Genomic DNA, 26,166 nt, shown 5'->3' on the forward strand with positions numbered 1-26,166 from the left:
TTAGTTCCCCTAACCGAGACAGACATGTGACAAAAGTCACGACGATTTAAACGATTGCACTGCCAATGGTATTTAGCGATAAACACACAACGATTGCCCACAGCGGATGCAGTTTAAATCTTAACAAACCTACGAGGGCAATGAAGACAATCACTGCATCTTGCCAAGACTTTAGGCTTGCTGCGGCGAGTGGGTCAATCAAAACGGCAGCCAGAATACCGACAACCGCAGCATTTATTCCAATTAATGCGCGCTGAATGCCATGATGATTTCGCAGTGATTGCCAGATGGGTAATAGTGCAAATAGCAATAGCATACCCGGTAAAAAAATCACAATCGTGGCTAGGATAGCGGCAACAAGAGCGTTGTTAGGCATTGCGGTTGCGCCGATATAAGTAGCGACGGTAAATAACGGCCCGGGTACTGCTTGTGCTAAGCCGTAGCCGATCAGAAATTGGTCGTTGCTGAGCATTTCTGTTTGCACGAATTCGGCGTGCAATAAAGGTAACACCACATGACCACCACCAAAAACTAAAGCACCGGCTCGATATAGGCTATCGATTAGCGCGAATAGCTGATGTTGAATTGGTATTACAATGGGTATGCACAATAACAAAGCAAAACAGCAGAGCAATATGAGCGATTGTTTCGCCAACCGAGACTGATGGGTAGGTGGGGGAGGCGGTTCTTGCTTGCACCATATCCAGCCAACGAGTCCGGCTATGCCTATGACCGTTACTTGCATGAAAGTGAGAGGAAAAAATAGGAGTAGTAAAACACTCCACAGAGCAATAAGCCGCGTTTTATTGTCACCGCATAAGCTTTTTTGCATGTTCCATACGGCCTGAGCAACGATAGCAACGGCAACCAATTTGAGGCCATCGACTATCACTACAAGCCATTGTGTCTGCCAAATTACTAACGCGGAAGCAGCCAAACCCAGTATAAGTGCTGAAGGTAGGGTAAAACCGAGCCACGCTGCCAATGCACCTGGATAACTCCGTCGTCGAAAGCCGATAGCAGCCCCGACCTGGCTACTGGCAGGGCCTGGAATGAACTGGCACAGTGCAACAAGCTCCGCATATTCGTCGGCGGTTAGCCATTGGCGACGTTTGACAAACTCATCTTGAAAATACCCCAAGTGCGCGACGGGGCCACCAAAACTGATACAGCCAAGGCGCAAAAAAACAAAAAACACATGCAGCATAATAATCTGATCAACACGCGCTAATGATTCAAGTTGAAGTTTAGTTTACACAGTATATCCCCTTTATCGCCAGCAATAACAACAAGCAGTCACCTGGGTTGCAATCAAAATAATCGCATCATTATGATTGCATCATAATGATTGCTTGTTTATAGTGGGGTAACAAACTGAATAGGAAGTGATTGACATGACAGAGCTTGAGCAAATACCTCATGCCCAGCGCGAGCGTTTGGCGTATATCGATTTTTGTTTACAATACTTTGGACATATCTCGCGCAATGATTTAATCAACCGATTCCAAACGGGATTAGCGGCGAGTACCCGTGACTTTACCCTGTACAAAGAGCTTGCACCTGACAATTTAATCTTGGTTCATCAAGACAAACAGTATCATCGTACAAGTCACTTTGTTCCTGTGTTTGAACACGATCCTGAAGCAGTATTACAGAGCCTTAGCCGCGGGTTTGGCGATGGTATTTCGGCACCCATAAGAGCATCAGCTCAATGTTTTGATGCTGTCACTTTGGTTCATCCTAATGCCAATATCATCGCGGCACTGATGCGCGCGATCCATCAAGGTCATGCAATAGATTGCGATTATGTTTCTGCGAGCTCTGGTGAATCGGCGCGAACGTTAGTACCGCACGCGCTGGTTAACAACGGACATCGCTGGCATGTAAGAGCCTATGACTTGAAGCACGAAACATTTCGCGATTACGTATGTACGCGTTTTACTCGTGTACAAAATGCATCAATGACCGTTGCCGCCCATCAGCGCGCAGGCGCTGACAGTCAATTTAATAAGCTGGTTAAATTGACATTGATACCTCACCCGAGCCTCAAACAACCCCGAGCAGTTGAATTAGATTTTGGTATGCAAGACGGATGCTATGAACTGCATGTAAAAGCCGCTTTTGCCGCTTATATATTGCGTCACTGGCAGGTCGACTGTTCAGTGGGATATCGTTTCACCGGTCAGGGTTGTCAGTTAGCGCTCGCTAACTTAGAAGTGTTGAAAATGATTGAAAATCCGACACTTGCGCCGGGTTGCCAATAAGGTGCGAAATTAATTCAAAAATCCAGTTTTCAAGCGTCGATTGGCTGGGTATAGTTAACGGCGCTTTAACGCACTAGCACGGTAGCTTGCGCAGCGCTAAATATAATAATTACAGGACAATTATGCCCGGTTTACATCGCATTATTCTTATTGATACCCACCTGCCTGGCGTGGTCGAACTCAAACTCAATGGTCACACTAATATCTGTGGTACAAACGCCTCAGGTAAAACTACGCTACAGCGTTTGATCCCCGTGTTTTACGGTGAATATCCAAGCCGTGTAGTACCCGCCACACGGGATAGCTTTGAGCGTTGGTACTTGCCGCGAGAGTCTAGTTTTATCATTTACGAATACATGCGACATGAAGATGAGTTATGCCAAGCTGTACTAACGTCAAACGGCAATGGTGTGACTTATCGGTTCATCGGTAAACCCTTCGATCTTGACGATTATGTATTTAAGAATAAAGCGGGAGACCACGTTCCGACCAGCGCGGCAGAGCTAGCTCGCAGTTTAAAGCGCAACAATGTGATGGTGACCAATCAACTCAACACCAAAGACTTCCGTGCTGTATTACAGAATGATACGAGTACTATGCAAGCCTCGAGCAATGCCCGCGAATTAATGGGCTATGCGCGTATGTTCAGCCTCAGTGATGAGCATCAACACCTGCGGCACATTGAGAAACTCGCTAAAGCGGTGCACTCAAAAGAAGGCAAGATGGAAACCATCAAAGCCATGATTGCAGCCATTCTCGAAGAAGACGGTGTGCAACCACCCAGTTCAAACTTAAGTCGCAAGCATGTAGATGACTGGCTGAAAGAGTGTCAGCTAATCCAAGAGTTTGAGGTTATTCGACCGGAGTTTAGCCGCTTGGAAACGGCCGATGTGCAATTACTTGATAGTGAAGCGAGGTTAGCTGCATTAAAGCATCACTTCTTACACGACCAGTCATTTTTAGCGGCGACCACTGCTCAGCAGCAAGGCGTAGTAGATGAAACCAGTGTGACCCTCAAGCAGCTAGAAAGTGAGTGGCAAGAGCAGCGTGAATCCTTGAATCAAACCTTGTCGGCAGCCAATGCAGACAGCGCAAAGTTCGAACAGGAACTCGACAGTGTTGAAGAGGAGTATCAGCGCTGGCAAGACCAAGATATAGATAAGTTGCAAAGTGATGTGCAGCATCTGAGCCAATGGCAAAGTGATTTAGATGCCACTCAGTCGCGCTATGCGCTGGTGACTGAAAAGCACCAAGACGTGCAAGCCAGTTTTGACAAGCGCATGGCTGACTTCAATGAAAAGCTCAATCAACAACTTGAAAAGCTCAACAGTCAACAACATGAGTTGATCGCTAAACGCGCTGACCAGCAACGCGAGGGCGATCAGCAGCAACAATCGCTCAAAGACGATTTTAACGCGCAAAAAGAACAACTTACTGAGCAACATCAGTCACATTACAGTGACTTAGTTGAACAAAAAGCAAACTTAAACGCGCGGTTACAGAATGTCGGTTTTAGTGAATTTGAGCAGAGTCAATTGGATTTGCTTGATGCGACAATTGATGAAGCCGTCGGCATTGAAGATAACGCTCGGGAACAGTTGCGTAAGGCTCAGCAGTCCGTCCAATCAGCACAGCAACTGCGTCATAAAGTCAGTGAGGCATTGCAGGAACAAAGTCGCGAAGTCATGCGACAGAAAAGCGAGCTTTCCGCAGCAGAGCGTTTGCTGCATCCAGAAGACAATACATTACTGGCATTTTTGCGCGCTAATGTGGACGGATGGGAAGCGTCAATCGGTAAATTAGTGGATCCGCAATTATTGCAGCGGACAGATTTAAAGCCCGAAGTTAGCGCTAAAAAACAACCATCGATGTTTGGTGTGTCACTTGACCTTAGCCATATCGACTTACCCGAGTTTGCCCAAGACGAGCAGGATCTTCGGACGCAGTTAGAAGCGGCTCAAACGCTTCTCGAACAGGCTACTGAGCAACAAAATAAAGTTGAACAAGAACTCACAGCAGCGACTGAGGCAGTACGTGCCGCTGAGCTGGCGGTGACCAAAGCGGAAAGTCAGGTAAAAAGCGCTGAAGCTAATCGCAAGCGCAGTCAGCAGGATCGTCAGGCCCTGCATCGTGAGTATCAAGCGGCATTGGCAGAGCGTAAACAAAATGGCAAGCAGCAACTCAAACAAGTGGAAAGTCAGTTGGCTAAGGCAACAATTAGCTACAAAGCGGCGCTGGCTGATGTCGATGAGCAACGGCGTGAAGCGCTCAATGAACTGGGATTCCATTGGCAACAAATAATAGACGATATTGTTGCTGAAGAGCAGCAGGTTAGCGCTCAGCTGGCTGAAGTTAAAGCCAATGCCAAAGCCGATCGCAAAGCGATGGAAAAATGGCTGGCCGATGAGCTCGATCAACGTGGTGTTGATATTGATGAGATTGGCGCTTTGAAGAAAAAGATCGAACAATTAAAAGCGGATATCGACTACACCGAGACACATCGCCACAAAGTTGCTGACTATCAACGCTGGTACAAAAATGTATTTAACGGTCAGAAGGTTACTTGGCAAAAGCAATTGGCCGCCGCGAAAAAAAGTGCCAGCAATGCTGAGCGTCAACTATCCGAGCGCCGCCAACAGGTCACTACACAGCGTCAACAGCTCAACGAGCAGCAAGTTAATGCTGAACAGTTATTGCGCCAAGCTCGTGAGGCAAGTAGCAGTGTTGAGCAATTACTTAAAACACTCAAACGACTAGCGCTGGCGAGTGATGGACAAACGGCAAATATTGATGGATCGGGTAATGACATAACGGGTATATCACAGCGTATTACTGAGGCGAATGACTTACTGCAAACTCGTGAGCAATTGCTCAGTGATATTCGCAGTTATGTTGAGCGCTTTGACCAGTTGATCGCTGCCCAAGCTGGTACAGGGTTGTCTGATACGTGGGAGCGTTCACGCGAAGAGTGCACATCAGTCGATCAAGACGGCGTGCGCCACATTGAACATCGCCGTCTTGTGCAACACCTGGCACGCTTGTTAAACGAAATTGTGCCGCAAAAGCTGCATGGTTTGCGCGAGCAAGGACGGATTTTTGGCGCTGATCTCACGCAGTACTACCATGTGTTAGACGATATTGATAAGCGCATAGCGACGCAAAGTCGGCGGATCAGTAAAGAAGTTGACGAAGAGCTATTCCTCGATGGCGTGTCTGATTCTGCAGTGAAAATCAGGTCAAGGATCAGTGAGCTTGAATTCTGGCCTGAGCTGGCGGCCTTTAAACAGCAATATCAACAATGGATGGATTCAGGAGCAACCGAGTTGCCCGTAGAAGAGTATGGTCTGTCAATGCGTCGGGTGCTGGACATTCTTGGCCGTGCAGCCTTATCAGGTGGGATAAGCAAGCTGTTAGATATTGAATTGCACTTGCGCGAAGGTGATTCAAATCTCGTCATTCGTACCGACCGTCAATTGAATGAAAGTTCGAGTCATGGAATGGCCTATTTAATTTTGTGTAAATTCTTATTGGCATTTACACGGTTGTTGCGTAACTCGGCGAACGTAATCATTCACTGGCCAATCGACGAATTAGGAACGTTGCATCAATCCAATGTGAAAAAGATTTTCGATGCTTGTCAGAACAATCAAATTTCAGTGGTTGGCGCGTTCCCAAACCCTGAATCTGATGTCCTTAAACTGTTTGAAAATCGTTATTTGATTGACAAAGCCACGCGCCGTCTGCAGGTGGTGCAACCTAAAGCAAGTCCATTGAGCGAGCGTTTAAAAGCGAAATTTGCTGAGGAGGCTAACGCATGATGAATCAACAAGGCCGCGTGCTGACTCAGCTATTGCAAGGGCAATTCATCTGTCAAATCAGTGATGAAGAGGCATGGCGTTATCTTAAGAACAGCGCTAATCGAGATGCGCTCGAGCCTCACCTCAACCTACTCAATAGGACACTGACTAGCACCGCTGATGGCGATGTGTTTTTTGTCGGTTATACTGCGCTTGGTGAAGATGAGCGCAAAATATTGGGGCAACAGTTTCAGGAAGTTTCATCGAGTTTACGTCCATTAGTTGATTGGTTGTTGCTTGTTCAACAGGCTCAAGGCAGCGACGTTCCGGTAACAATGGGAACACCCATTCGTTTGACGGAGCTTCAAACCATTATTGAAGATACACCGGCATTTGCTGAGCAGCTGGAAAAAATCTCTCGCTACCGCTTGTTTGGCTCCACGAGTACCCAAGTCGATGGCCAAATAAAACAGGTCTTTAAGCGCTTAACAGACCTTGGGTATTTACTTAAACCCAACCCAGAAAAACAGATTTTTATTGCCACGGGTAAGATTGATTATCTATACGAAGTATTGCGGTTTATTGATGAAACTGAGTCTTTGTCACTTGCAGAGCAAGCTCAAATGGCCAGTGAGCAAGGTAGCCTACTGTGAATCAAAATCTTTTTCAGTCAGGCGTAAAACTTCTCAATGCACTAAGTCGGCATAGTGAAGTGATAATGCGGGCTTATCTGGTGGGGAGCGTAAGTGCCAGTGACATAAGCCCCAAAGTGCTTGATCAACTGTTGCAGTTGGGCGTTTTATGGCGTCCTGAACAAGACGGTGATTATCGTTTAAAAGGCGCAGTCCGCAACCTGCTCGAAGGCAGTTTGCAAGATGAGCGCAATCGCCAGATCGACACTAATATGGCTAGCGCACTGGCTGCGATAAAGACGCTCGCACAGCATTACAAAGAAGCTCTGCATTATGGTCGGTTTGCCGAGTCGCAAGGCCACCTCAACGATTTGCGTGAGCATGTCTATGCACTTACAGAGTCTTTAGCGAATCATGTGCGGCTGTTATTCAGCCGGATCAATAACGAGTTTGGATACGTGTCGTCGGTCGACGCAAAAATTCGCGAAAATCAGCTGGCACAGTCTCAGGTTACTGACTTACTCAACCAGATAGAGCTCATTCGTTTTGACGAACTGAGTGAGTTGGCTGGCAATAATCGCGATTTGCGGCACCTACTCGTCGTGGCGTTGCAGCAAAGCTTTACGCGCGTGACTAAAGAACAATCAGCCGTACAAGCACGCTTGTTGGAATTACTCGGGCGATTTCGTGAATTTCGCGGTAAAACGCGATTGCTTAAAGGGTTTGTATTGCACAGCGACCAACACCCCGATTTCGTGCCAAAAGACTACACGCGTTTTAGTCAGATACCGATGTTGTTTAATCAAGCTGAGCCTTTGCTTAGGGCTGCTGCAGTAGACCCCAACAATGTTGAGCAAGAAGCAGAACTGCAACACTTAGTGGGGCAAATCCGAACTATCAACCGACAGCGAAAACACGAGCAGCACAGTGCTGCGAAGAGTATTAGTATCGAAGTCCTTGCTGCCGTCGAGATGGATGATTCCCGGTTGCGCGAAGCGGTTGAACAGTATTTTTGCCATGTGATTGACAGCGGCGAAAACATCACTGCCCTGCAGTATCACCAATGGCGAGCATTGGACTTTGACACAGAGGCTTGGCTGTATCAAGTGATTGGCGGCTATCAGTCACTCGATACCGAAGAGCAACGGTTTTTTGCGATTGAAGCAACGGGCGAGCCGCATCCGGTGTACTCAGGAAATTACTTGATCCACGATGTCATTTTGGGCCTGCGATAGGTCAAAAAAGTGAAAAACTATGCAACTAATCCCGAACTAAGTGGTCTAAATTTCTCTTTTGGGATATTCGCAAATCACTATTCCAGTCACCCTCGAGCCGGGTGCGATGTAAGGAGTTCCTATGCAACTGACTGAACAACAAGGCTTTAACGAAGCGCTCATCCAATTGTCAGTGTTACTCTACCAAATAGACGGTAAGGTCAGTCTCAGTGAGCAAGACTATGTTGAACAAGTCATGGAGTCGTTGGACTGGGGCAGTACTATCTGCAAAGAAGCCTTTTTAAATAACGCGATTCATCGAGCCCGCCAAGCGGTTGACAACAATGACTGTCGAGCGTTTATGCAGGAGTTAGGAGAAGATCTGAATCAAGATGCTGGTAAAGCACTTGATGTAGCCATGGAGCTAACTGCAATTGATGGGGAACGCAGTGAAGAAGAAACCGAATTACTGGCGTATCTCACTAACCGAATTTTGGCCAAATCACTGACAGCACAGGTGGTTTAGCTAACTAATTGCAACTCAGCATGTTCGCGGTACAAAGAATTACTCGTCATAAGTTCTTCGTGTGTGCCGGTAGCCGCAATTCGACCATCTTGCATGACGACAATCAGGTCGGCATTAACAACCGTGGCGAGTCGATGGGCAATGATCAGTGTTGTGCGACCGCGCATTAAGTTATCCAAGCCGAGTTTCACTGCTCTTTCACTTACCGCATCCAGTGCACTAGTAGCTTCATCGAGCAGAAGAATCGGGCGGTCGGCCAAAATTGCTCGGGCTATTGCAATCCGCTGTTTTTGCCCGCCAGATAACTTGACCCCTCGTTCACCTAAATTAGTCTTATAGCCCTCGGGTAACTGTGAGATAAACTCATGCGCTTGTGCGGTTTTGGCTGCAGCCACGACATCCGCTTGGCTAGCCTCAGGGCGACCGTAGCGAATGTTCTCAACAACATCATTAGCAAATATCACTGATTCTTGCGGCACTAACGCAAATTGTGTGCGTAGACTTTCAATAGCTAACTGACTGATATCTTGACCATGGACCCGTATAGAGCCTTGTTCCGTGGCATAAAATCGCAGTAGTAACTGAAACACTGTCGATTTACCCGCACCGCTTGGCCCCACTAAAGCAACGCGCTGGCCGGGACTAATCTGCAGAGTGATATCTTGCAATACTGCGCGCTCGGGGGCGCTGGGGTAGGCAAAACTCACGGCCGTCAGCTCGATTGCAGGCACACTCATTGGGACTTTGGCTGGTGAAAGCAGTGTAGGTGCAATAATACCTTGAATATGACTGGTTGCATTGAGCAGTTCTAACAGGCGTTCACTGGCACCGGCAGCTTTTTGTATTTCACCAATCACTTCACTTACCGTTGCAATGCTGCCGCCGGCCAACACCGCATAAAACATAAAGGCGGTTAGTTCGCCCGCAGTCATCCCACCGCTGATAACATCGGTTGCGCCAATCCAGGCGACTAACACAATAGCAATGATACTAATTGCCATGATCAGGCCAATAAGCAGCGATCGATAGTGGATACGCTGCCTTGCTGTCGCCATCACTGCGTCAATTCGCTCTGAAAATGCCTGTATGTCGACTTGCTCATGCGAATAGGCTTGCACAGTCTGAATTTCATGCAGAGTTTCATCAACGTATGCACCTATATCCGCGACTTTGTCTTGGCTAGCGCGAGAATACTTACGCACCTGCTTGCCAAGTAACTTGATCGGTAAAAGCACGAATGGCACCGCTAACATTACATACAGGGTCAGCATTGGACTACTGATCAGCATTAGAACCAAGGCGCCGATGAAGGTAACGCTTGAGCGCAGCGCCATGGAAATACTCATGCCAATGACACTTTGTAGAACCGTGGTATCGGCGGTAAAACGCGAAATAACCTCGCCCGTACGCGTTTGAGTGTAGAATTCCGGGTCAAGTGTTAAGAGGTGATTAAATACGCGCTGACGAATGTCTGCGCTTACCCGCTCACCTAGCCAAGTCATTAAGGCAAAGCGAAAATAGGTAGCAATACTCGCGGTTAATGAAATGAGTAGTACTGCAAACAGTAGTTGATTCAAGCGGTCAGCATCATCAGCAACAAAACCTTGATCCACCGCTAGACGTATTCCTTGCCCCAATACTAACCAAGCAAATGAGCCGATAAACAAGGCAAAAATAGCACCACTGACTTGATATTTATAAGGTTTAAGGAAACTCAGTAACCACTGTAAAACAGATGTAGTAGATGACACGGTACACGGATAATGATTGGTTTAGATCTAGTGTACGCGCGTCACTCGTTTTTGTATCGTTTTAAAGTGTAAAAGCCTGTGTATCAATCAGGTGATCAGTGGCGAACTAAACCCTGCCGGTTTAAGCGCCAATACGCTACAATTGACCTGATTTAATACCGATTCGGCAGTATTACCCATGAAAAAGCCTGGAATGCCGATGCGTGCCACTGTACCCATTACGAGCAAGTCACAGTCCAATTGACTGATCAACTCTGGCATATCCCGTCGAGCATTGCCACGAATAACGTGGGTTTGGATCCGTAGATTTTCGATGACGTCATCGGGATTAGCCCCTTTAATCAACTCGATAAGCTCCTGGATCGCCGCTTGGCGTTCAGCTTCGGTTTGCTCTTGATCACCGCCAAAAGCATGAGCACCCATGTCAACGATGCCGTCATACACCACCATGTCTACCTGTTCATCAATAACATGAACGATATTCAACGTCGCATTTTCTTCAACGGCTACTTGAGCGGCCTTAATAACCACCGCCTGGTTGAGTTGCTTGCGAGTAGCTACTTCATCGTCGGGGTAGTGATAGTTAACATCGACAGCCGCGACTATCTGCTGGTAGCGCTGACTATCGTTGCGATGCAACAACCACACGGGGGCCGGACATTTCCGTAACAAGCGCATATCTTCATGACCAAACAAACGGTCAATGAGGTCAGTTTTGGCTAACTTCACGACTAAATCGGCACCAATATCTTGTGTGACCTTGGCAATTTCAATGAAGCTGTGCCCATAGCGAAACACAGTATCGACGGGCATCTTTTCACGCCATTCCTGTGCCTTGCTATCCAAGCGCTGCTCGGCAGCCGCTTGGATACTCTCGTAGGTGTCGATATACGCAAAGGATTCCATCACCATGTTGGCATTGGGTGGGAGAGGTTCAAGTGCAAGCATAACCGTAAGTTTGGCGTTGTGTTGCTGACAAATGTGTATCGCGTGACCGACCACTTCATCGGGATTTTGCAGTTCAGTAAGGACGCATAAAACATGTTTAAAGCACGACATCGACTGTTCTCCAGTTATTGCATTGAATGTAGACCAAAAAGGTTGCCATCAGGATCTAAGACCATACTGCAGAATCCATAATCACCAATCGACATTTTACTGCGACTCACGGTTCCACCTGCGGCTTCAACTCGGCCTTCTTCGACAGCACAATCCTCGCAGCTGAAATATACGACGGTACTATTTCCACCTGACGGTATACTCGGCGCATGTACCAGAGCACCTGATGCTCCGGCTCCCTCATCATCACTGGGAAAAGCCAACATGGCAATACCTTCAATCGGAAGCGCAGTTAATTGTACACAGAGCACTTGCTCATAAAAGGATTTTGCCCGTTCAATATCTTGTACATAAATCTCAAACCAACCGACCGGATTATTATGCATCAATCTCTCCTTGAAAAAGCGTTAGGACCTCATTGCGTAGAGTCTAATCTAGCATATACTCGCCTCACTTCTACCTCCTCGTGAGTATAGTTGAGCTTGATTTGATTTAGCGCAATGACTTACGGCCTAGCTGCAAGTTGTGGGCTATTGGGTAGAATGGCTTGCGTTTACTTTTCTATAAACGCTTGTTCAATCACATAATGCCCCATGCTGCGAGAGTTGGCTTTACAGAATCCGCGTTTATCAAGAATAGTCATTAGATCTTGCAACATGTCGTTATTCCCGCACAGCATAAAGCGGTCGTTTTCAATATTGATATCGGGTAAGCCAAGTCGACGAGTAAGCTCACCGCTGGTTAATAGGTCCGTGATTCGACCTGTGTGCACGTGTGGTGTCGCGTTGCTATTTGGGTCAACATATTCATAGTGTTCGCGCGTTACGGTAGGGTAGTAACGCAGTTTAGCTCGCACGAGTTCACCAAAATAAGGGTTGTGGGGAAGCTGCGTTTGAACTTCATCTTGATAGGCTAGTTCAGGAACTGTGCGCGTACCGTGGACAAGAATTATCTTTTCGTAGTGCTCGTAAATATGCAGACCGCGAATAATGCTCATAAATGGCGCTAAGCCAGTACCGGTTGCCAACAAGTATAGATGCTTGCCTGGTATCAGGTAGCCAGGGACTAGAGTACCTGTAGGACGGGTAGAAACCAGAATTTGATCGCCGACGTTGATATTTTGTAGGCGCGACGTTAATGCGCCGTCAGGTACTTTAATGCTGAAAAACTCCAGTTCGTCTTCATAATTAGCGCTCGCGATACTATACGCGCGCATCAAGGGCCTGCCGTCAACCTCTAAGCCAATCATAACAAACTGGCCGCATTCAAACGTAAGCGACCGCTCGCGCGTGGTTTTAAAGCTAAAGAGGGTATCATTCCAATGATGAACGTGGGTCACTGTCGCGGGTATGGTGTTGCGCATTAAATCGGGTTTCCAAAATCAAGAGTATATAGACGCAATATTTTTCGTAACTACTTGTTGTTACGAAAAAATAGACTTTGAGTTCACATAGTAGTTGTAGATTAACTGAGCGACAAACTAGAACTTAAATGAAAAATGGTGGCCCGGCCCTGACTTGAATAAAGGTACTAAGGGGTCTTATTCAGGTGTTCGTAATCCAGTTGAAATTCAAAAACTCGATAAAGTTGTGGGCCGCATATTTTTTCCTGTTCATTGTTTCATTCAACTTCAATGGCGGCCGTTAAAGAGCAGAGTGAAATACTGTAGTTAGCCAGCTAAAAAACTCCCCCCAAAATGCCAAGGTTACTATTTATATTTTCGCCAATGAGGAGTAATTTTAACGCTTGAATCTGAGTGACGTATCGGCCACACAGTATGCAGAAACATAGCTACATCCCCTGATTAGCGGCTCAAAATCATCATCCTATTCCACTGCAGCTTTGATTAAGATGATCGAAGTGCAATGTGATTGTGGTGGTATGAGTAATAAAATGCCGGTATTAGGTTGTGTTAACTTGCTTTAATTCCCTTCGCTTGGTTCTCACAAAAGAGGATGAATTGTTCAATCGATTTAGGCTTACAATAGTAGAACCCTTGGATATCATGGCAGCCAAACTGTTTGAGCATTATGACCTGCTCACTAGTTTCAGCTCCCTCAGCAACAACTCTATAACTTAAGCGTTTAGCAAGGTCTATAGTAGACCTTACGATTGCTTCGGAAGAATCTTTTGTGAGCATCGACGTCACGAACGAACGGTCGATCTTCACTTCGTTGAAAGGGAGTTCATTCAATTCTTGGATGGTGCTAAAGCCAGTGCCAAAATCGTCTAGAGATAGTGAAAAGCCTCTGATTCTTAGTTTCGTAAGGATACTTTTCACCTCTGAATTAATTTCTAATGCAGATAGTTCTGTGATTTCTAAACAAATATTGTTCGGGGGGATGGCATATTCAATCAAACAATCTAACAACCAGACTAAAAAGCGGGTATTGATCGAAAACGCATCTAAATTAAAAGAAAACATGGTGCCTTTGGGCAAGGGAGCCGTGCAAAGTTCTTTGAGGCCAACCTGGATAATTTGCTTAGTGAAGATGTCCATCAAGCCCAATTCTTTAATTCGTTGAATGAATTCAAAAGGATTAAACAGCCCTCGCTCAGGATGGTTTAACCTTGCAAGGCATTCAACGCCGGTGATCTTTCCCGAAACTGGATCTATTTGCGGTTGGTAATGAGCAGTGAACCAGTGTCTTTCTAGAGCGTTAGTAATATCTTGATTACTTAGTGATCGCTGAGTTGTGGGGACACTTGGTTTGACATTTCTTGATTGCCCTCCTTCGATTGCGTTTATGGCTTCCAGAAACTGTTCATAGGAAAAGGGTTTTTGTAATTGCCCAAAACATGTCAAGCCGTGCTCGGTTAATAGATCTTTAGAAGCATTAATCACGTTGATGTCCATTCCGGAGCATAAAATGATCGGCGTTTTCACCTTGTTTTGGTCGAGAGCTAGAATTACGTCGATACCATCATGATGGTCTAATTGCAGGTCGAGGAAAATTAAATCTGCAGCGTGGAGGTCCTCTATGCAGATCGTATCAAGCCCCGAAAACGAGTGAAAACTAATATCTGACGCAGCGGCAAATTCGTTAAGAATACCTGTGATATTTGTATCATCCTCAACAGCAACAATACGGAACGATTTTTCTGGCATTAATTCATCGCCTTATAGTAGGACTTCGCTAAAACACAACACGGTGTTATGACTCACTTTTAAAACTCGATATGCACAATCTCTTGTCAATCCCTAAGTATAGCTTCTGGCTCATAGAAACAGTGCTCTTTCAATTGCATATTATTCATCCTCACAATAAGTATACCCCAGCTTAATTTATATGCGACTTTCAGCATCATTTAATTTGTTTCAATCTCTATACACTAGGCTTATAGGTATTTGTCGCCTTTGAATTTGCACAATATATGCGTATCCCAGCCATTGCCACTCAAAAAAGCTCTATGTCGTCATCGAAATTATCCTCGATCTGCTCCTCCTCATCGTCCACCAATTCATCACTATTGAGGCTTTCAGCCGTTTCCTCCAACAGTTCCACAACTTTACCAAAACGCTCATTTGTGTTGTCTGCAGTAAGTTGCTTTTCTATGAGATCAAGAAAAAAGCGCTCCTGGGTCTCCGTCATCTCTAGTTCATGAAAGCTTATACCTATTGTCGCAGCAATTTGCTCTAAGTTATCCTTTCGTTCGCGCTCCATAATTTCAATGGTGTGCTTGACGGTTTTAATGGTTTCATTTAACTGTTCTCTGGAAGACAACATGGTTTGAATGTTCAACAGCGCATCAAAACGGCTACCCAATGCTGGTACTAGTTTCGCGAATAAGTCAATCGCAGCGTCATAAGACATAGTACCTTCAGTTGGCATGTTTTTAACTAATAGAGAAGCATTCGATTCATTAAAAATAGTGCGTTTCCCGAAGTGGAAGATGCGTCCCTTGTCGTACAGCAGTTGGAAAATTTTCTGTTCGTTTTCGCTGCATTGTCGGGTATCCACATCAAAATTATACCTGCCTGAATCGGACCTAAACTCAACCGCGCAGTGGTAACCTTGAGCTAGCAAACCAAAAGTGATCTTTTCCATTAGGCTTTCAATGCTTTTGCACTTATTCAAGCGAGCCAGTAATTCCAATCCACTCCCATAAGCTGACGCCTGTTTCATTGCTGTGTCAGCTAAACTTCTCCTGCGATCATCATCGCTTCTCAGAGCCTTTATCTGAACTATGTCTCTGGAAATACGCATGATTCGCTCATGAAAGGCAACCACATTAAACGGCTTACCAACAAAATCAGTCGCACCTAAAGAAAAGGCCTTATGTATATTCTCGTCGGATAAGTCACCAGACAACACGATAACGCTAGGCCGCCTATCAGGTTTCAGAGTTTGTATGAACTCGCAGACTTCGAGTCCAGACTTAGTCGGCATATGGATATCGACTATAACAATATGGAAATTTTTCTTTTGGATCTCGGCGATGGCTTCTGCGCCATTGGTAGTGGTCGTTACAGCAAAATGCTCTCCTAGCATGAGTTCGAAGACGTTTATTAAGTCTTCATCGTCTTCAGCGATTAATAAACTGTATTTACTCACTCAGCCTTTCTCCAGTGTAAAAGGTTGCTAGCATTTCTTCCAAGGCTCTCAAGAAAACTCGTGTACTAACGATAGCTTATAAAATAATTAATCGACAAATTTTAATTTGAACATACAAAAAAATTTTTATTTTTTTCATGGTTTTTCACAGAAGAGTGCTATACCTAATGCAAAGTTAGTAGGAATTCGATGTTAAACCATTTGATTTAAGGGCATTGTTAGAGAATGGCGAAAATACTTACAGTTGATGATTCAGGCTCAATGCGGGCGATGGTCGCTCACACTTTATCTGAGATGGGGCATGAAGTTGAGGAAGCCGAAAATGGCCAACTGGGCCTAGACGCAGCACTTGCAACTCAGTTTGATTTAGTGATTTCGGACGTCAACATGCCGGTGATGGATGGGATCACCTTTGTTACCAACTTACGCCAACAGGCCAACTATCGCTTTACTCCAATATTGATGCTTACAACCGAATCTGGGCAGGATAAGAAAGGTGCTGGTAAGGAAGCCGGCGCAACAGGGTGGATTGTCAAACCGTTTAATCCACAAAAATTATCCGCTCTTGTTAACAAAGTACTCAAATAAAAGGCACTTACATGTCAGATCCAATGGAAAGGTTCAAACAGGTATTCTTTGACGAGAGTGCTGAGGCGTTGAGTGCAATTGAACAACATTTATTAGACATAGATCTGACTGCTATAGAGCCTGAAGTCATTAATGATATTTTTCGCTCAGCTCATTCACTTAAAGGCGGTAGCGCGACATTTGGTATGAGTCGTCTGGCTGAATTTACGCACTTTATGGAAACCCTATTAGATATGGTTCGGGATGGGCAGCGAGATTTTACTCAAGAAGTAGTTGATTGTTTATTTGAGTGTTTGGATTGTTTGCGGAATCTTGTTAATCACTACCAATTCGAAGAGCAAGTCAATGGTGAGCTCATTGCTATTGTTGAAAAGCAGCTCCAAGAGCTGATTGATGGAAAGCAAGAGGGGAAGCCTGTTGAAGGATCGGGCGACTCGAATTTAAACAATGGTCTAGTACACGGTAAACACTGGGAGATTCACTTTTCCCCTGATGAAGAGCTACTCTTATCGGGCAATGAACCTCTGCGTTACATTGAAGAGTTATTAGAACTCGGAAGTGTAAATGTTGTGTGCGACTCTTCTGATGTTCCTCCGCTTAACCAACTCAATCCGATCCATTTAAAAATGAAATGGCTAATTACTCTCGACTCGGAGGAAGCGATAAGCGAAGAGGACTTAGCAGAAGTCTTTTTATGGATTGAAGACGAGGCGACTCTTGAATATCGATGTTTGGACCAAGAGGCGCCACAATTGGTCAGCTCGGCGCTTGCAGAAACAACTAAGTCAGCTCCTGATGTCAAAGTCGACACGGTTTCCTCTGATGTTGATAATGCAGAAACTAGCAAAGCCAAGGCACCTGCAAAGAGAACAGGCCAGTCTATTCGTGTTGAATTAAGCAAAATTGATAGCTTGATTAACCTCCTGGGAGAGCTGGTAATTACTCAGTCGATGTTGAGTACATTCAACAATATGGTGCAATTCCCTGAACTGAGACGTTTGCAGGAAGGATTAGGGCAATTAGAGCGGCATACTCGCGATTTACAAGATGGGGTCATGCAGATTCGCATGTTACCGATAGACTTTTGTTTCAGTCGATTCCCCAGAATGGTGCGGGATCTTTGTAAACAGTTGGGCAAAAAAATTGATGTTGTTATCGAAGGCGAAAATACAGAGGTCGACAAAACCGTTATTGAGGAATTGACAGATCCTTTGGTGCATTTGGTCCGAAACAGTATTGACCATGGCATCGAAATGCCGGATGAACGAGAAGCTCTCGGAAAGCCCCGCGTAGGCACCTTAAAACTGGTCGCTTATCACCAAGTAGGTAACATTGTTATAGAGATCAGTGATGACGGGAAAGGCCTGGCGGTTGATAAAATCCGTGCCAAAGCGGTGGAACGAGGTCTCATTGACGCGAACGCAAAACTCGCCCCCCAGGCTTGTAAAGAACTCATTTTTGCTGCGGGCTTTTCCACAGCAGACGCCGTAACCGACTTGTCGGGACGTGGAGTAGGAATGGATGTGGTTAAACGTAATATCCAATCCTTGGGCGGCCAAATCGATTTGCACTCAGAGGAAAATGAAGGCACCACATTCAGTATAAAACTGCCACTGACACTGTCTATTTTGGATGGACAACTGATCAAGGTTATGGATGAAACCTATGTGGTACCTATGCTAGCCATCATTGAGTCGATAAAAGTTAAACGCGTCGATATCAATAAGATTGGTGAGCACGACATCTCATTTAAATGGCGATCCCAGTTTATACCCCTTTTGAACTTAGCTGAGACGTTTTCACTCCCCGAAACAAAGCCTGACTCAGAAGATTCTCTGTTGGTAGTTGTCGTAGAGCATGATAACCAACAGTTTGGTCTGGTCGTCAATGAATTAGCAAATCACCAACAGGTGGTGGTCAAGTCTTTAGAAGCAAACTACATCAAAGTCGATGAATTGTCAGGTGCGACTATTCTTGGGGACGGGTCAGTTGCGTTAATTTTAGATGTGGGGGCGCTCATGTCGCGTCTTAAGGTGCATTAGTCATGTCTGAATCGTTGGAGCTGGAAGCACAAGAGCAATCATTTTCGGAATGGTTAAGTTTTTCATTGGGTGAGAGCAGTTACGCTGTTGATATTCTCAGGGTTCGTGAAATTCGGACTTGGGAGAGAATGGCGCGGATCCCAAATTCAAAAGAGTTTTTGCTCGGCCTAATCAACTTGCGCGGTGCGATTGTACCGATTGTTGATTTAAGGAAACGGTTTGGCCTTTCGGCTAGGCCGCTAGATAAAGAAACAGTCGTGTTGATCATGACTGTTATGACCAATCAAGGAGAAAAAACCATGGGTATCATGGTTGATAAGATTTGTGATGTCGTAAACCTGACGGACGATGATATCAAGAGCGCAGATAAATTTGACCTCACGATTTCAGACCGATTTGTTCACGGTATCACAGATGTTCGCGGCGCTATGGCCGTGCTCCTAAATATTGATTCAGTACTAGATACTGTTGACTTCTAACGCGTACAGGAAAACGGGGTAAAAAAGATGAATGGCAATCAAAAGAACTTCTTTCTTATCGTCATCATACTCGCAGTTATTGGAGCTATGGTCTCGGTGTGGCAAGTCGCCATCACACCATGGGTGTTTGCCATTTTGGCCACGCAATTGCTCACCGCCTTTGTCGCCATCGGATATTTGAAAAAATCTGAGCAGGTGAACAGTGAAATTGTTGCTCAAGCCAACGAGGAGGTTGCTGACAACCAACGTCAGTCTAAAGGCTGGAATCATGCGATAAAAGGGCTTTCAACGAATATTATGATGGCGGACAAAGGGCTTAATATTACCTTTGTCAACGATACTCTGCAGGCAATGTTGTTGAAAAATGAAGCGCGTATCCGAACTGAATTACCGCAATTTAGCGCAGGTAACCTTATTGGCGTGAATATTGATACCTTCCATAAGAACCCACAACATCAACGACAAATGCTAGCTCGGTTAACATCTACTTTTGAAACGTCCATTACCGTGGGTGGATTGACTTTTGGACTGACAGTGACGCCAATTTTGGACGACGACAATATGCCATCTGCATACACAGTGGAGTGGCATGATTTGACGTTAAAACTCCAGCAAGAGCAACAACAAAAAGAAACGGCAAGGCTTCAAGTTGCATTGGACAATGTCAATACAAACGTAATGTTGGCAGATAATGAATATAACATTATTTATCTAAATAAAAGCCTGCATATGATGATGAGCACCAATTTAGAGACCTTTAAATTACTTGATAAGAACTTTGATCCTAACGCCTTGATAGGGGTCAATATTGATTCGTTCCACAAGAACCCAGCCCATCAACGCGACCTACTTGGTAAACTCACGAGCACTTATACGACCGAAATTAGCTTGGGAGAAATGTATTTTGAATTAACGGCAACTCCTGTGATTGATAGCAATGGAGAGCGACTAGGTACAGCACTGGAGTGGGCTGATATTACCGATATTAAACGCTTAGACATAATCGCAGCCGCAAACGCCCGGGTTAAATCTGCGCTGGACGGGGTGACCACAAACGTGATGGTTGCAGATGCTAATTTAGATATCGTTTATATGAATCAGTCAGTGAAACTTATGCTCGCAGAGGCTGAATCGGATTTACGCAAAGAGTTGCCACATTTTGACGCAAAGAATTTGATTGGGCAAAACATTGATCAGTTTCACAAGAACCCTCAACACCAGCGCTCTATGTTGGCGAAGCTTGAGTCGACGTATCGCACACAGATTGAAGTTGGACGGCGAATATTTAAACTCATTGCATCTCCCGTATTCACTGACAACAAAGAGAAAATTGGATTTGTTGTTGAGTGGGCTGATGTGACATTGCAAGTCGAGACCGAGAAAGAAGTTGAAAAACTCGTGACTAGCGTGGCGCAAGGTAACTTAGGTGCGCTGGTAAGTACTGACAACAAGGAAGGTTTCTTCTTGAATATTGCAAATGGTTTGAACGAGTTGTCGCAAACCGTCAATGCCTTTGTTCGGGATGTGAATACCGCGCTTCAAAAGGTCTCGGAAGGTGATATGCGCGTGCAAATCACTGATGACTATCACGGCATGTTTGGTGAGGTTAAAAATGCACTGAACGATACCACGCGAAGACTCAACAACGTCATTGGTTCAATTAAAATCAGCGCCGATTCAATTCGTTCGGCAAATCATGAGTTGTCATTGGGCAATGACCAATTGTCAGAGCGCACCGAAAAACAAGCGTCGAACTTGGAAGAAACTGCGGCAAGTTTAGAAGAGTTAACCGGTAATGTGCGGAGTACCGCCGATAATGCCTCAACAGCCAATGAAGCAGCAGAGCAAGCCAGAACAAAAGCCAGTAAGGGGGAGCATATTGTTTCCAGTGCTGTTAAATCCATGGAAGAGATCACTGAAAGTTCAAATAAAATCAGCGCCATCATCGGTGTGATTGATGAAATTGCCTTCCAGACTAATTTACTTGCATTAAACGCGTCGGTTGAAGCTGCGCGTGCCGGCGAGCACGGTAGAGGTTTCGCTGTTGTTGCCAATGAGGTGCGCAACCTAGCACAGCGATCTGCGACCTCAGCTAAGGAAATTAAAGAGCTGATTGATGACAGTTCTGCCCGTGTTAATACCGGCAGCGACCTTGTCAACCAATGCGGCGAATCTTTGAGGGAGATATTAGCCAACATTGACCAACTGTCGTCACTTATCTCGGATATGAATAATGCCACGAATGAGCAAGCTAGTGGAATTGCCCAAGTTAATCAGGCGGTAGCGGAACTCGATGACATTACTCAGCAGAACGCGGCATTGGCCGAAGAAGCGTCTTCAGCGAGTCAATCTTCGGTAGAGCAGGTAGATGAGATGGTAGAGCGCGTTTCGTTCTTCAAAGTTGACGATAATGGCGGTTCCAAAGCTGCATTACCCGCAGCGGAAAGACGGAGTAAGCCGGTCGTTAAGGCCAAGCAGGCGATGAAACCTGCGCCTGTCAAGTCTATGCCACAAACAAATGACGAAGAATGGACAGAGTTTTAACCTATGAATGACACTGCGAACAGTACGCTGGAATTACTCAATTTGGACGTAGCAGGGGAGTTTTTTGCCATCGACATCACCCAAGTTCAAGAGGTTCGGGTACTGGAAGCTGTCCGCAAGATGCCTGATTTACCGAAGGATTGGTTGGGGGTTATCGATTTTCGTCAAATCATGGTGCCAGTGCTAGATTTGCGCGCAGTTCTGGCAGGTGAACACACGGACATAACGTCTAAAACGATCGTAGTGATTATTCAAATTAAGGTTAAGGGTGACATGCGAGTCGTTGGTTTAGTCGTCGATGCTGTGTCCGAAGTTATAAGTGTACCAAAAAGTGCTTTGCGGACATCTCCTCGTGTTTCAGACGCTGACTTCAATACGGTCCAGGGCTTGTTTAGGCATGAATCCCACATAGTCGTTATTTTGGATACTGTCGCTTTGATTGAATCGGGTGATTTTGAGGGATTAAGAGAACAATTAATGGATACGAGCAATGTCGATCTATGACGAGAGTAATTAGTTGCGTCAATCAAAAAGGTGGCGTGGGTAAAACGACGTTGTGCGCTAATTTAACCGGCGTATTGGCTCATATGGGTCATAAGGTGATTGTGATTGACATCGATCCTCAGGGACATTTAAGCCAGCATTTAGGTATAAGAGCTAGTCAAAACCCGTTGGGTATTTACGATGTATTACAGGGTGACGCTTTGCTTTTAGACGTAGGGGTAGAGGTTGCTGAAAACCTTTATGTTGTTCCTCCTGGTGAGTCGCTCGTCAGGCTCGAATCGGTGCAAATGAAAGCAGGGCGAGGGTTATTATTACGCAAAGCTCTTGAGAATATTGAAACAGAAGGGGTTGATTTTGTTGTTATCGATTGTCCACCTTCAAATGGGTTTCTAGTGGTTAACGCGATTGCCGCGAGCCAGGAGCTCCTGATACCGGTTACCCCTGATTATTTGGGACTTAGCGGTATCTCTGCGATGACTAAACAGATTAAACGCTATGAAGAGGTCATGGGGCGTTTTGATAATCTCTGGATTGTTGTCAGTCGATTTCAACGTCGAGCCGTGAGTAAAGAAGCGGAAGCAAAGCTGCGGCACTATTTCGGAAGGAAAGTAGTAGCCCAAGTTATTTATGAACGAGCCGTCACTGCTGAATGTCCTGGACATGGGCAACCCGTTATTCGATATGCTCCGAGAAGTAAAAGTAGTAAGGAATTTATCGCGTTAGCGCAACATATTTTGGGAGGCGAAAGTCGTGAGTGATAAGCCTGATACCGATAGTAAATTGGGGCACGATCCACTTGACTGGTTAAAAGAAGATAACTCAGGTGCTGCATCAGATGTCTCGGATTCGAATGGAACCGACACAGTAACAACTGAAATTGAGTCCACCGAGAGTGTTGATGCTGAAACGTCAAACGAGCACGCAGACCCTGAAGCAAGTGTTGAATTAACTGAAGAGGAAGAGGCGACGCGCGAATCTTTTCTATTTGATGGTGCGTTAACGGTCGCGAAAATGGAGGAGTTAAAGCCTAAAGTAATAGACGCAATTGAAGCAATTCCCGAAGGCGGGCACTGGTCTATTGATTTTTCTAAAGTGACTCAAATTGACTCGAGTGGATATCAACTTATGATTAGCGCGCTTAATTCGAGCGACCTTAAACAGATCTCGGTAACGCTTTTAGGTTTAAATCAAGAGGTCAAGACGCAGTTAGAATTACTTGGTGATCAACGACTGCTTGATGCTGTAGATATCGACTAATGGAACGTGAGTTTGAATTCTCATTTTCTCAATTTAGTGCGTTGAGAAAATTAGCTCATGACTATTCAGGCATCCACATTACCGATGATAAATTCGAAATGTTCTACGCTCGCTTGGCCAAGAGAGTTCGACTCTTAAAGGTTGGTACTTTTGCCTCTTACATCAAAACGATTAAATCAGACAAACAAGAGTTTTCTGAATTTATTAATGCTATCACCACCAACGTAACGGCATTCGAGAGAGAACCGCATCATTTCGAATATCTCAAAGAGTGTATTCAAGATTCATCAAAATCGGCTTTCAATATTTGGTCAGCAGGCTGCAGTACAGGACAGGAGCCGTATAGTATTTTAATCAATGTTTTACCGTTGTGTCGTAAATTAGGAAAGACAGTTAATCTGTTGGCGACTGATCTTGATACTGATGTTCTCACTACGGCTCAAAAAGGCGTTTACAGCTTAGAGCAAATCAAGAGTTATCCACTCCCAATAAAAAAGCAATTTTTCCTAAAAGGCATTGGAGCACAGCAAGGAATGTGTCAAGTCAAACCGGAACTCAGGGATAGCATTGAATTCAGGCAGTTAAACCTCTTCTATCCGTGGCAAATCACAACAAAGTTTGACTTCATATTCTGTCGCAATGTGCTCATTTACTTTGAAAACGCAAAAAAGCTTGAAGTCATACAGCGGTTTTCTAGGAATTTGGCCTCTCAGGGGAGGTTGTTTTTGGGCCACTCCGAATTGATCCCAAAAAATGATGATGACTGGCAAAACATCGGAACTAATATTTATCAACTTGTCGAGACCACTGCATGACAATCAAACCCTGCGAACCGGGCTTCGAACATATTAATCGATACCTAGATGGTCAGCTGAAAGTTTGTACAGCCAAGATTTTGCCCGGGGAGTTTTATGTTACGCGCTTGCCAGAATGCATCACAACGGTTTTAGGTTCGTGTATTTCAGTGTGTGCATTTGATCTCGAACAACAAGTGGGTGGGATGAATCATTTTATGTTGCCTTTAAGTCGTTCATCTCAACTAGACTTAGGCAGTGAGGCATTTCGCTACGGCGATATTGCCATGGAACAAATGATTAATGAACTGTTGAAAATGGGCGCTGATCGCAAAAGATTGCGATTTAAGGCGTTTGGGGGGGGGCATATCATTAAGAAAATGACGGCAATAGGCGAGAGCAATATTCAGTTTTTGAAGAAGTTTATGGCTTTGGAAGGCTTTACTGTTGAAACGTCTGACTTGGGGGGGCCTTATCCTCGAAAAGTACGCTTTGAGCCCCGGAGTGGGCGCGTTTGGGTGAAACGGTTAGCGCATCTGCACAACGACACAATTAATCAGCGCGAAACCGATTACCAGAAAAATATAAACGAGCAAGAGCAATACGGTGAAATTGATTTATTTGAGTAATTGATATGCCTATACGAGTGCTAATTGTAGATGATTCAAAACTGATTCAAGCGGTTCTAACCGAGATTTTTGATGATGACGCTAGGTTTGAGGTTGTAGGTGTTGCCGAAAACCCTCATGAAGCTCGGCAATTGATCAAAGATACTGAGCCCGACGTTCTGACACTGGATGTGGAAATGCCGAAAATGAATGGCATTGCGTTTTTACGCAATCTCATGCGCTTAAGGCCTATGCCAGTGGTCATGATTTCAACCCTAACGGCTCAAGGAGCATCGGTCACTTTAGAGGCGATTGAAATTGGGGCTTTGGACTTTGTTGAAAAACCGTCTGACCTGGCCCATTCAATGGATGAGTACCGAAATGAAATCTGCGACAAAGTAGTTGCCGCTTCTCAAGTTTCTCGACTAAAGTTATTAGACATACAGCAACGCCTTAAAGATGGAGTTGCAGAAGTTGAGGGCTCCAATTATGGAGAAAAGTCTCAACGTGAGGAGGCATCCCATAGACAAATTGCGTCGCATCGTATATGCGCGATAGGCGGTTCAACGGGGGGCTTGGAAGCCCTTTCAAACTTATTGAGGGGGGTAAGTTTTAGCGGCAAGGAGAGTATCCTTGTTTGTTTGCACTTGCCTTCAGGGTTTACGACTTCGTATGCCAAACGTCTCAACGGCCTATTACCGATCACTGTTAAAGAGGCTGAACATGGTGAGAAAGTCTTGCAGGGTGTTGTTTATATTGCGCCAGGTGGCCGGCATATGGAAGTAGCCAAAAAAGGTAATGGTTTTGCAATAAGGATCAATGATAACGAACCGGTAAACAGGCATAAGCCCAGTGTGGATGTGTTGTTCGATTCTGTGGCCATGAACGTGGGAGCCAGTGCGATCGGATTTATTCTGACTGGGATGGGGCGAGATGGGGCATTAGGTCTAAAAAGGATGTTCGAAATAGGTTGCAAAACCTTTGCTCAGGATGAATCTTCGTCGGTGGTATGGGGGATGCCTGGAGCTGCAGTAGAAGAGGAAGCTGTAATGAAGCGCAATGTCTTGCCACTTGAACATTTGAGTGCACGCATTAGTGACTATTATCGGGCTAAATAATCAAGTGGTGGATGAAGTTATGAGTAACAAACTACAAAGAGTGATCTATCTCAGTGATGTCAACAGAGATGTTTTCGATTCAGATGCTTTGACCTCGATACTTAAAACGGCAAGGAAAAACAATGCGTCACAGGGAATAACTGGAATGCTGGTGTGTGATTATTATCACTTTTTGCAAGTATTGGAGGGCGACAGTGATAATGTTCACGCAATTTACAGCGCCATTACGTCGGACTCCAGACATTCTGGCTTGAAATTAATCGAAGATGTCCCGATTGAAAACCGATTGTTTGGCGAGTGGGCGATGGGCTTTTCAAATATCGTTCAATCGTCAGTTGGGTCTTTAGCTGAATTAGACGCTAACGAAGCCATCACGCTGCTGATAGCGCAGTCAAAAAAACAAGTAAGTTAGTAAACTTTTAAGCGCGCGTAA

Annotated in this window: 23 protein-coding genes; 16 read left to right on the forward strand and 7 right to left on the reverse strand. The window is 45.2% G+C overall.

Going from position 1 to position 26,166, the window contains the following annotated elements; translation table 11 throughout:
- Positions 1 to 46: 46 nt before the first annotated feature.
- Positions 47 to 1,207, reverse strand: a complete 1,161-nt coding sequence (gene chrA / locus QTP81_RS14855; protein ID WP_289366561.1) for a chromate efflux transporter — start codon at positions 1,205 to 1,207, stop codon at positions 47 to 49.
- Positions 1,208 to 1,394: 187 nt separating this feature from the next.
- Here chrA and QTP81_RS14860 point away from each other — a divergent pair, with 187 nt between their 5' ends.
- From QTP81_RS14860 to QTP81_RS14880, 5 genes are all read left to right on the forward strand, one after another.
- Positions 1,395 to 2,264, forward strand: a complete 870-nt coding sequence (locus QTP81_RS14860; RefSeq protein WP_289366562.1) for a WYL domain-containing protein — start codon at positions 1,395 to 1,397, stop codon at positions 2,262 to 2,264.
- A 122-nt stretch (positions 2,265 to 2,386) separates the two neighbouring features.
- On the forward strand, positions 2,387 to 6,082 hold the full coding sequence (locus QTP81_RS14865; protein WP_289366563.1) for an ATP-binding protein: 3,696 nt from the start codon (positions 2,387 to 2,389) through the stop codon (positions 6,080 to 6,082).
- The gene (locus QTP81_RS14870) at positions 6,079 to 6,714 is read left to right on the forward strand and encodes a condensin complex protein MksE (RefSeq protein WP_289366564.1); all 636 of its coding nucleotides are present in this window, start codon (positions 6,079 to 6,081) and stop codon (positions 6,712 to 6,714) included. Before QTP81_RS14865 ends, QTP81_RS14870 begins: the two co-directional genes overlap by 4 nt.
- Positions 6,711 to 7,928, forward strand: a complete 1,218-nt coding sequence (locus tag QTP81_RS14875; protein ID WP_289366565.1) for a phosphoenolpyruvate carboxylase — start codon at positions 6,711 to 6,713, stop codon at positions 7,926 to 7,928. Before QTP81_RS14870 ends, QTP81_RS14875 begins: the two co-directional genes overlap by 4 nt.
- Positions 7,929 to 8,049: 121 nt before the next feature.
- Positions 8,050 to 8,433: a TerB family tellurite resistance protein gene (locus tag QTP81_RS14880; RefSeq protein ID WP_289366566.1), complete on the forward strand. Its 384-nt coding sequence runs from the start codon at positions 8,050 to 8,052 to the stop codon at positions 8,431 to 8,433.
- On the opposite strand, the gene QTP81_RS14885 is transcribed toward QTP81_RS14880, so the two are convergent.
- From QTP81_RS14885 to QTP81_RS14910, 6 genes are all read right to left on the reverse strand, one after another.
- Positions 8,430 to 10,184, reverse strand: coding sequence for an ABC transporter transmembrane domain-containing protein (locus QTP81_RS14885; RefSeq protein WP_289366567.1), 1,755 nt, complete (start codon positions 10,182 to 10,184; stop codon positions 8,430 to 8,432). The two genes, QTP81_RS14880 and QTP81_RS14885, sit on opposite strands and share 4 nt — an antisense overlap.
- Before the next feature lie 87 nt (positions 10,185 to 10,271).
- The gene (locus QTP81_RS14890) at positions 10,272 to 11,243 is read right to left on the reverse strand and encodes a universal stress protein (protein ID WP_289366569.1); all 972 of its coding nucleotides are present in this window, start codon (positions 11,241 to 11,243) and stop codon (positions 10,272 to 10,274) included.
- 14 nt (positions 11,244 to 11,257) lie between these two features.
- On the reverse strand, positions 11,258 to 11,629 hold the full coding sequence (locus tag QTP81_RS14895) for a VOC family protein (RefSeq protein ID WP_289366570.1): 372 nt from the start codon (positions 11,627 to 11,629) through the stop codon (positions 11,258 to 11,260).
- A gap of 167 nt (positions 11,630 to 11,796) precedes the next feature.
- Positions 11,797 to 12,606 (reverse strand): ferredoxin--NADP reductase, encoded by an 810-nt coding sequence (locus QTP81_RS14900; RefSeq protein WP_289366571.1) that lies wholly within the window; start codon positions 12,604 to 12,606, stop codon positions 11,797 to 11,799.
- Positions 12,607 to 13,155: 549 nt separating this feature from the next.
- Positions 13,156 to 14,352, reverse strand: a complete 1,197-nt coding sequence (locus tag QTP81_RS14905) for an EAL domain-containing response regulator (protein WP_289366572.1) — start codon at positions 14,350 to 14,352, stop codon at positions 13,156 to 13,158.
- Between the two features lie 289 nt (positions 14,353 to 14,641).
- Positions 14,642 to 15,799, reverse strand: coding sequence for a response regulator (locus QTP81_RS14910; RefSeq protein ID WP_289366573.1), 1,158 nt, complete (start codon positions 15,797 to 15,799; stop codon positions 14,642 to 14,644).
- Positions 15,800 to 16,024: 225 nt separating this feature from the next.
- Here QTP81_RS14910 and QTP81_RS14915 point away from each other — a divergent pair, with 225 nt between their 5' ends.
- The 11 genes from QTP81_RS14915 to QTP81_RS14965 are packed head-to-tail and all read left to right on the forward strand — an operon-like array spanning position 16,025 to position 26,145.
- Entirely contained in the window at positions 16,025 to 16,387 is a 363-nt protein-coding gene (locus QTP81_RS14915; RefSeq protein WP_289366575.1) for a response regulator, read from the forward strand.
- Between the two features lie 11 nt (positions 16,388 to 16,398).
- Positions 16,399 to 18,429, forward strand: a complete 2,031-nt coding sequence (locus QTP81_RS14920) for a chemotaxis protein CheA (RefSeq protein ID WP_289366576.1) — start codon at positions 16,399 to 16,401, stop codon at positions 18,427 to 18,429.
- Between the two features lie 2 nt (positions 18,430 to 18,431).
- Positions 18,432 to 18,908, forward strand: a complete 477-nt coding sequence (locus tag QTP81_RS14925; RefSeq protein WP_289366577.1) for a chemotaxis protein CheW — start codon at positions 18,432 to 18,434, stop codon at positions 18,906 to 18,908.
- A 27-nt stretch (positions 18,909 to 18,935) separates the two neighbouring features.
- Positions 18,936 to 21,452, forward strand: a complete 2,517-nt coding sequence (locus tag QTP81_RS14930; RefSeq protein ID WP_289366578.1) for a methyl-accepting chemotaxis protein — start codon at positions 18,936 to 18,938, stop codon at positions 21,450 to 21,452.
- A gap of 3 nt (positions 21,453 to 21,455) precedes the next feature.
- Entirely contained in the window at positions 21,456 to 21,956 is a 501-nt protein-coding gene (locus QTP81_RS14935) for a chemotaxis protein CheW (protein WP_289366579.1), read from the forward strand.
- Positions 21,953 to 22,714 carry a ParA family protein gene (locus QTP81_RS14940; protein ID WP_289366581.1) on the forward strand — a complete coding sequence of 254 codons (762 nt, stop codon included), beginning with the start codon at positions 21,953 to 21,955 and terminating at the stop codon, positions 22,712 to 22,714. The genes QTP81_RS14935 and QTP81_RS14940 overlap by 4 nt, the downstream gene beginning before the upstream one ends.
- On the forward strand, positions 22,707 to 23,213 hold the full coding sequence (locus QTP81_RS14945; RefSeq protein WP_289366583.1) for an STAS domain-containing protein: 507 nt from the start codon (positions 22,707 to 22,709) through the stop codon (positions 23,211 to 23,213). The genes QTP81_RS14940 and QTP81_RS14945 overlap by 8 nt, the downstream gene beginning before the upstream one ends.
- Positions 23,213 to 24,028 carry a CheR family methyltransferase gene (locus tag QTP81_RS14950; RefSeq protein WP_289366585.1) on the forward strand — a complete coding sequence of 272 codons (816 nt, stop codon included), beginning with the start codon at positions 23,213 to 23,215 and terminating at the stop codon, positions 24,026 to 24,028. Before QTP81_RS14945 ends, QTP81_RS14950 begins: the two co-directional genes overlap by 1 nt.
- The gene (gene cheD, locus QTP81_RS14955) at positions 24,025 to 24,636 is read left to right on the forward strand and encodes a chemoreceptor glutamine deamidase CheD (RefSeq protein ID WP_289366586.1); all 612 of its coding nucleotides are present in this window, start codon (positions 24,025 to 24,027) and stop codon (positions 24,634 to 24,636) included. Before QTP81_RS14950 ends, cheD begins: the two co-directional genes overlap by 4 nt.
- A 5-nt stretch (positions 24,637 to 24,641) precedes the next feature.
- Positions 24,642 to 25,733, forward strand: coding sequence for a protein-glutamate methylesterase/protein-glutamine glutaminase (locus tag QTP81_RS14960; protein WP_289366587.1), 1,092 nt, complete (start codon positions 24,642 to 24,644; stop codon positions 25,731 to 25,733).
- 19 nt (positions 25,734 to 25,752) lie between these two features.
- A complete protein-coding gene (locus QTP81_RS14965; protein ID WP_289366588.1) occupies positions 25,753 to 26,145 on the forward strand; it encodes a BLUF domain-containing protein in 393 nt (130 codons plus the stop codon).
- Positions 26,146 to 26,166: the final 21 nt, after the last annotated feature.

This window comes from Neoalteromonas arenosi, assembly GCF_030362855.1.
Lineage (GTDB): Bacteria > Pseudomonadota > Gammaproteobacteria > Enterobacterales > Alteromonadaceae > Alteromonas_E > Alteromonas_E arenosi.

Coding starts and splice junctions, on each gene's coding strand:
- chrA (WP_289366561.1), bottom strand. CDS start 1,207: ATGCTGCATGTGTTTTTTGTTTTTTTGCGCCTTGGCTGTATCAGTTTT.
- QTP81_RS14915 (WP_289366575.1), top strand. CDS start 16,025: ATGGCGAAAATACTTACAGTTGATGATTCAGGCTCAATGCGGGCGATG.
- cheD (WP_289366586.1), top strand. CDS start 24,025: ATGACAATCAAACCCTGCGAACCGGGCTTCGAACATATTAATCGATAC.
- QTP81_RS14905 (WP_289366572.1), bottom strand. CDS start 14,352: ATGCCAGAAAAATCGTTCCGTATTGTTGCTGTTGAGGATGATACAAAT.
- QTP81_RS14890 (WP_289366569.1), bottom strand. CDS start 11,243: ATGTCGTGCTTTAAACATGTTTTATGCGTCCTTACTGAACTGCAAAAT.
- QTP81_RS14930 (WP_289366578.1), top strand. CDS start 18,936: ATGAATGGCAATCAAAAGAACTTCTTTCTTATCGTCATCATACTCGCA.
- QTP81_RS14940 (WP_289366581.1), top strand. CDS start 21,953: ATGACGAGAGTAATTAGTTGCGTCAATCAAAAAGGTGGCGTGGGTAAA.
- QTP81_RS14935 (WP_289366579.1), top strand. CDS start 21,456: ATGAATGACACTGCGAACAGTACGCTGGAATTACTCAATTTGGACGTA.
- QTP81_RS14925 (WP_289366577.1), top strand. CDS start 18,432: ATGTCTGAATCGTTGGAGCTGGAAGCACAAGAGCAATCATTTTCGGAA.
- QTP81_RS14860 (WP_289366562.1), top strand. CDS start 1,395: ATGACAGAGCTTGAGCAAATACCTCATGCCCAGCGCGAGCGTTTGGCG.
- QTP81_RS14920 (WP_289366576.1), top strand. CDS start 16,399: ATGTCAGATCCAATGGAAAGGTTCAAACAGGTATTCTTTGACGAGAGT.
- QTP81_RS14880 (WP_289366566.1), top strand. CDS start 8,050: ATGCAACTGACTGAACAACAAGGCTTTAACGAAGCGCTCATCCAATTG.
- QTP81_RS14950 (WP_289366585.1), top strand. CDS start 23,213: ATGGAACGTGAGTTTGAATTCTCATTTTCTCAATTTAGTGCGTTGAGA.
- QTP81_RS14865 (WP_289366563.1), top strand. CDS start 2,387: ATGCCCGGTTTACATCGCATTATTCTTATTGATACCCACCTGCCTGGC.
- QTP81_RS14895 (WP_289366570.1), bottom strand. CDS start 11,629: ATGCATAATAATCCGGTCGGTTGGTTTGAGATTTATGTACAAGATATT.
- QTP81_RS14960 (WP_289366587.1), top strand. CDS start 24,642: ATGCCTATACGAGTGCTAATTGTAGATGATTCAAAACTGATTCAAGCG.
- QTP81_RS14965 (WP_289366588.1), top strand. CDS start 25,753: ATGAGTAACAAACTACAAAGAGTGATCTATCTCAGTGATGTCAACAGA.
- QTP81_RS14870 (WP_289366564.1), top strand. CDS start 6,079: ATGATGAATCAACAAGGCCGCGTGCTGACTCAGCTATTGCAAGGGCAA.
- QTP81_RS14900 (WP_289366571.1), bottom strand. CDS start 12,606: ATGCGCAACACCATACCCGCGACAGTGACCCACGTTCATCATTGGAAT.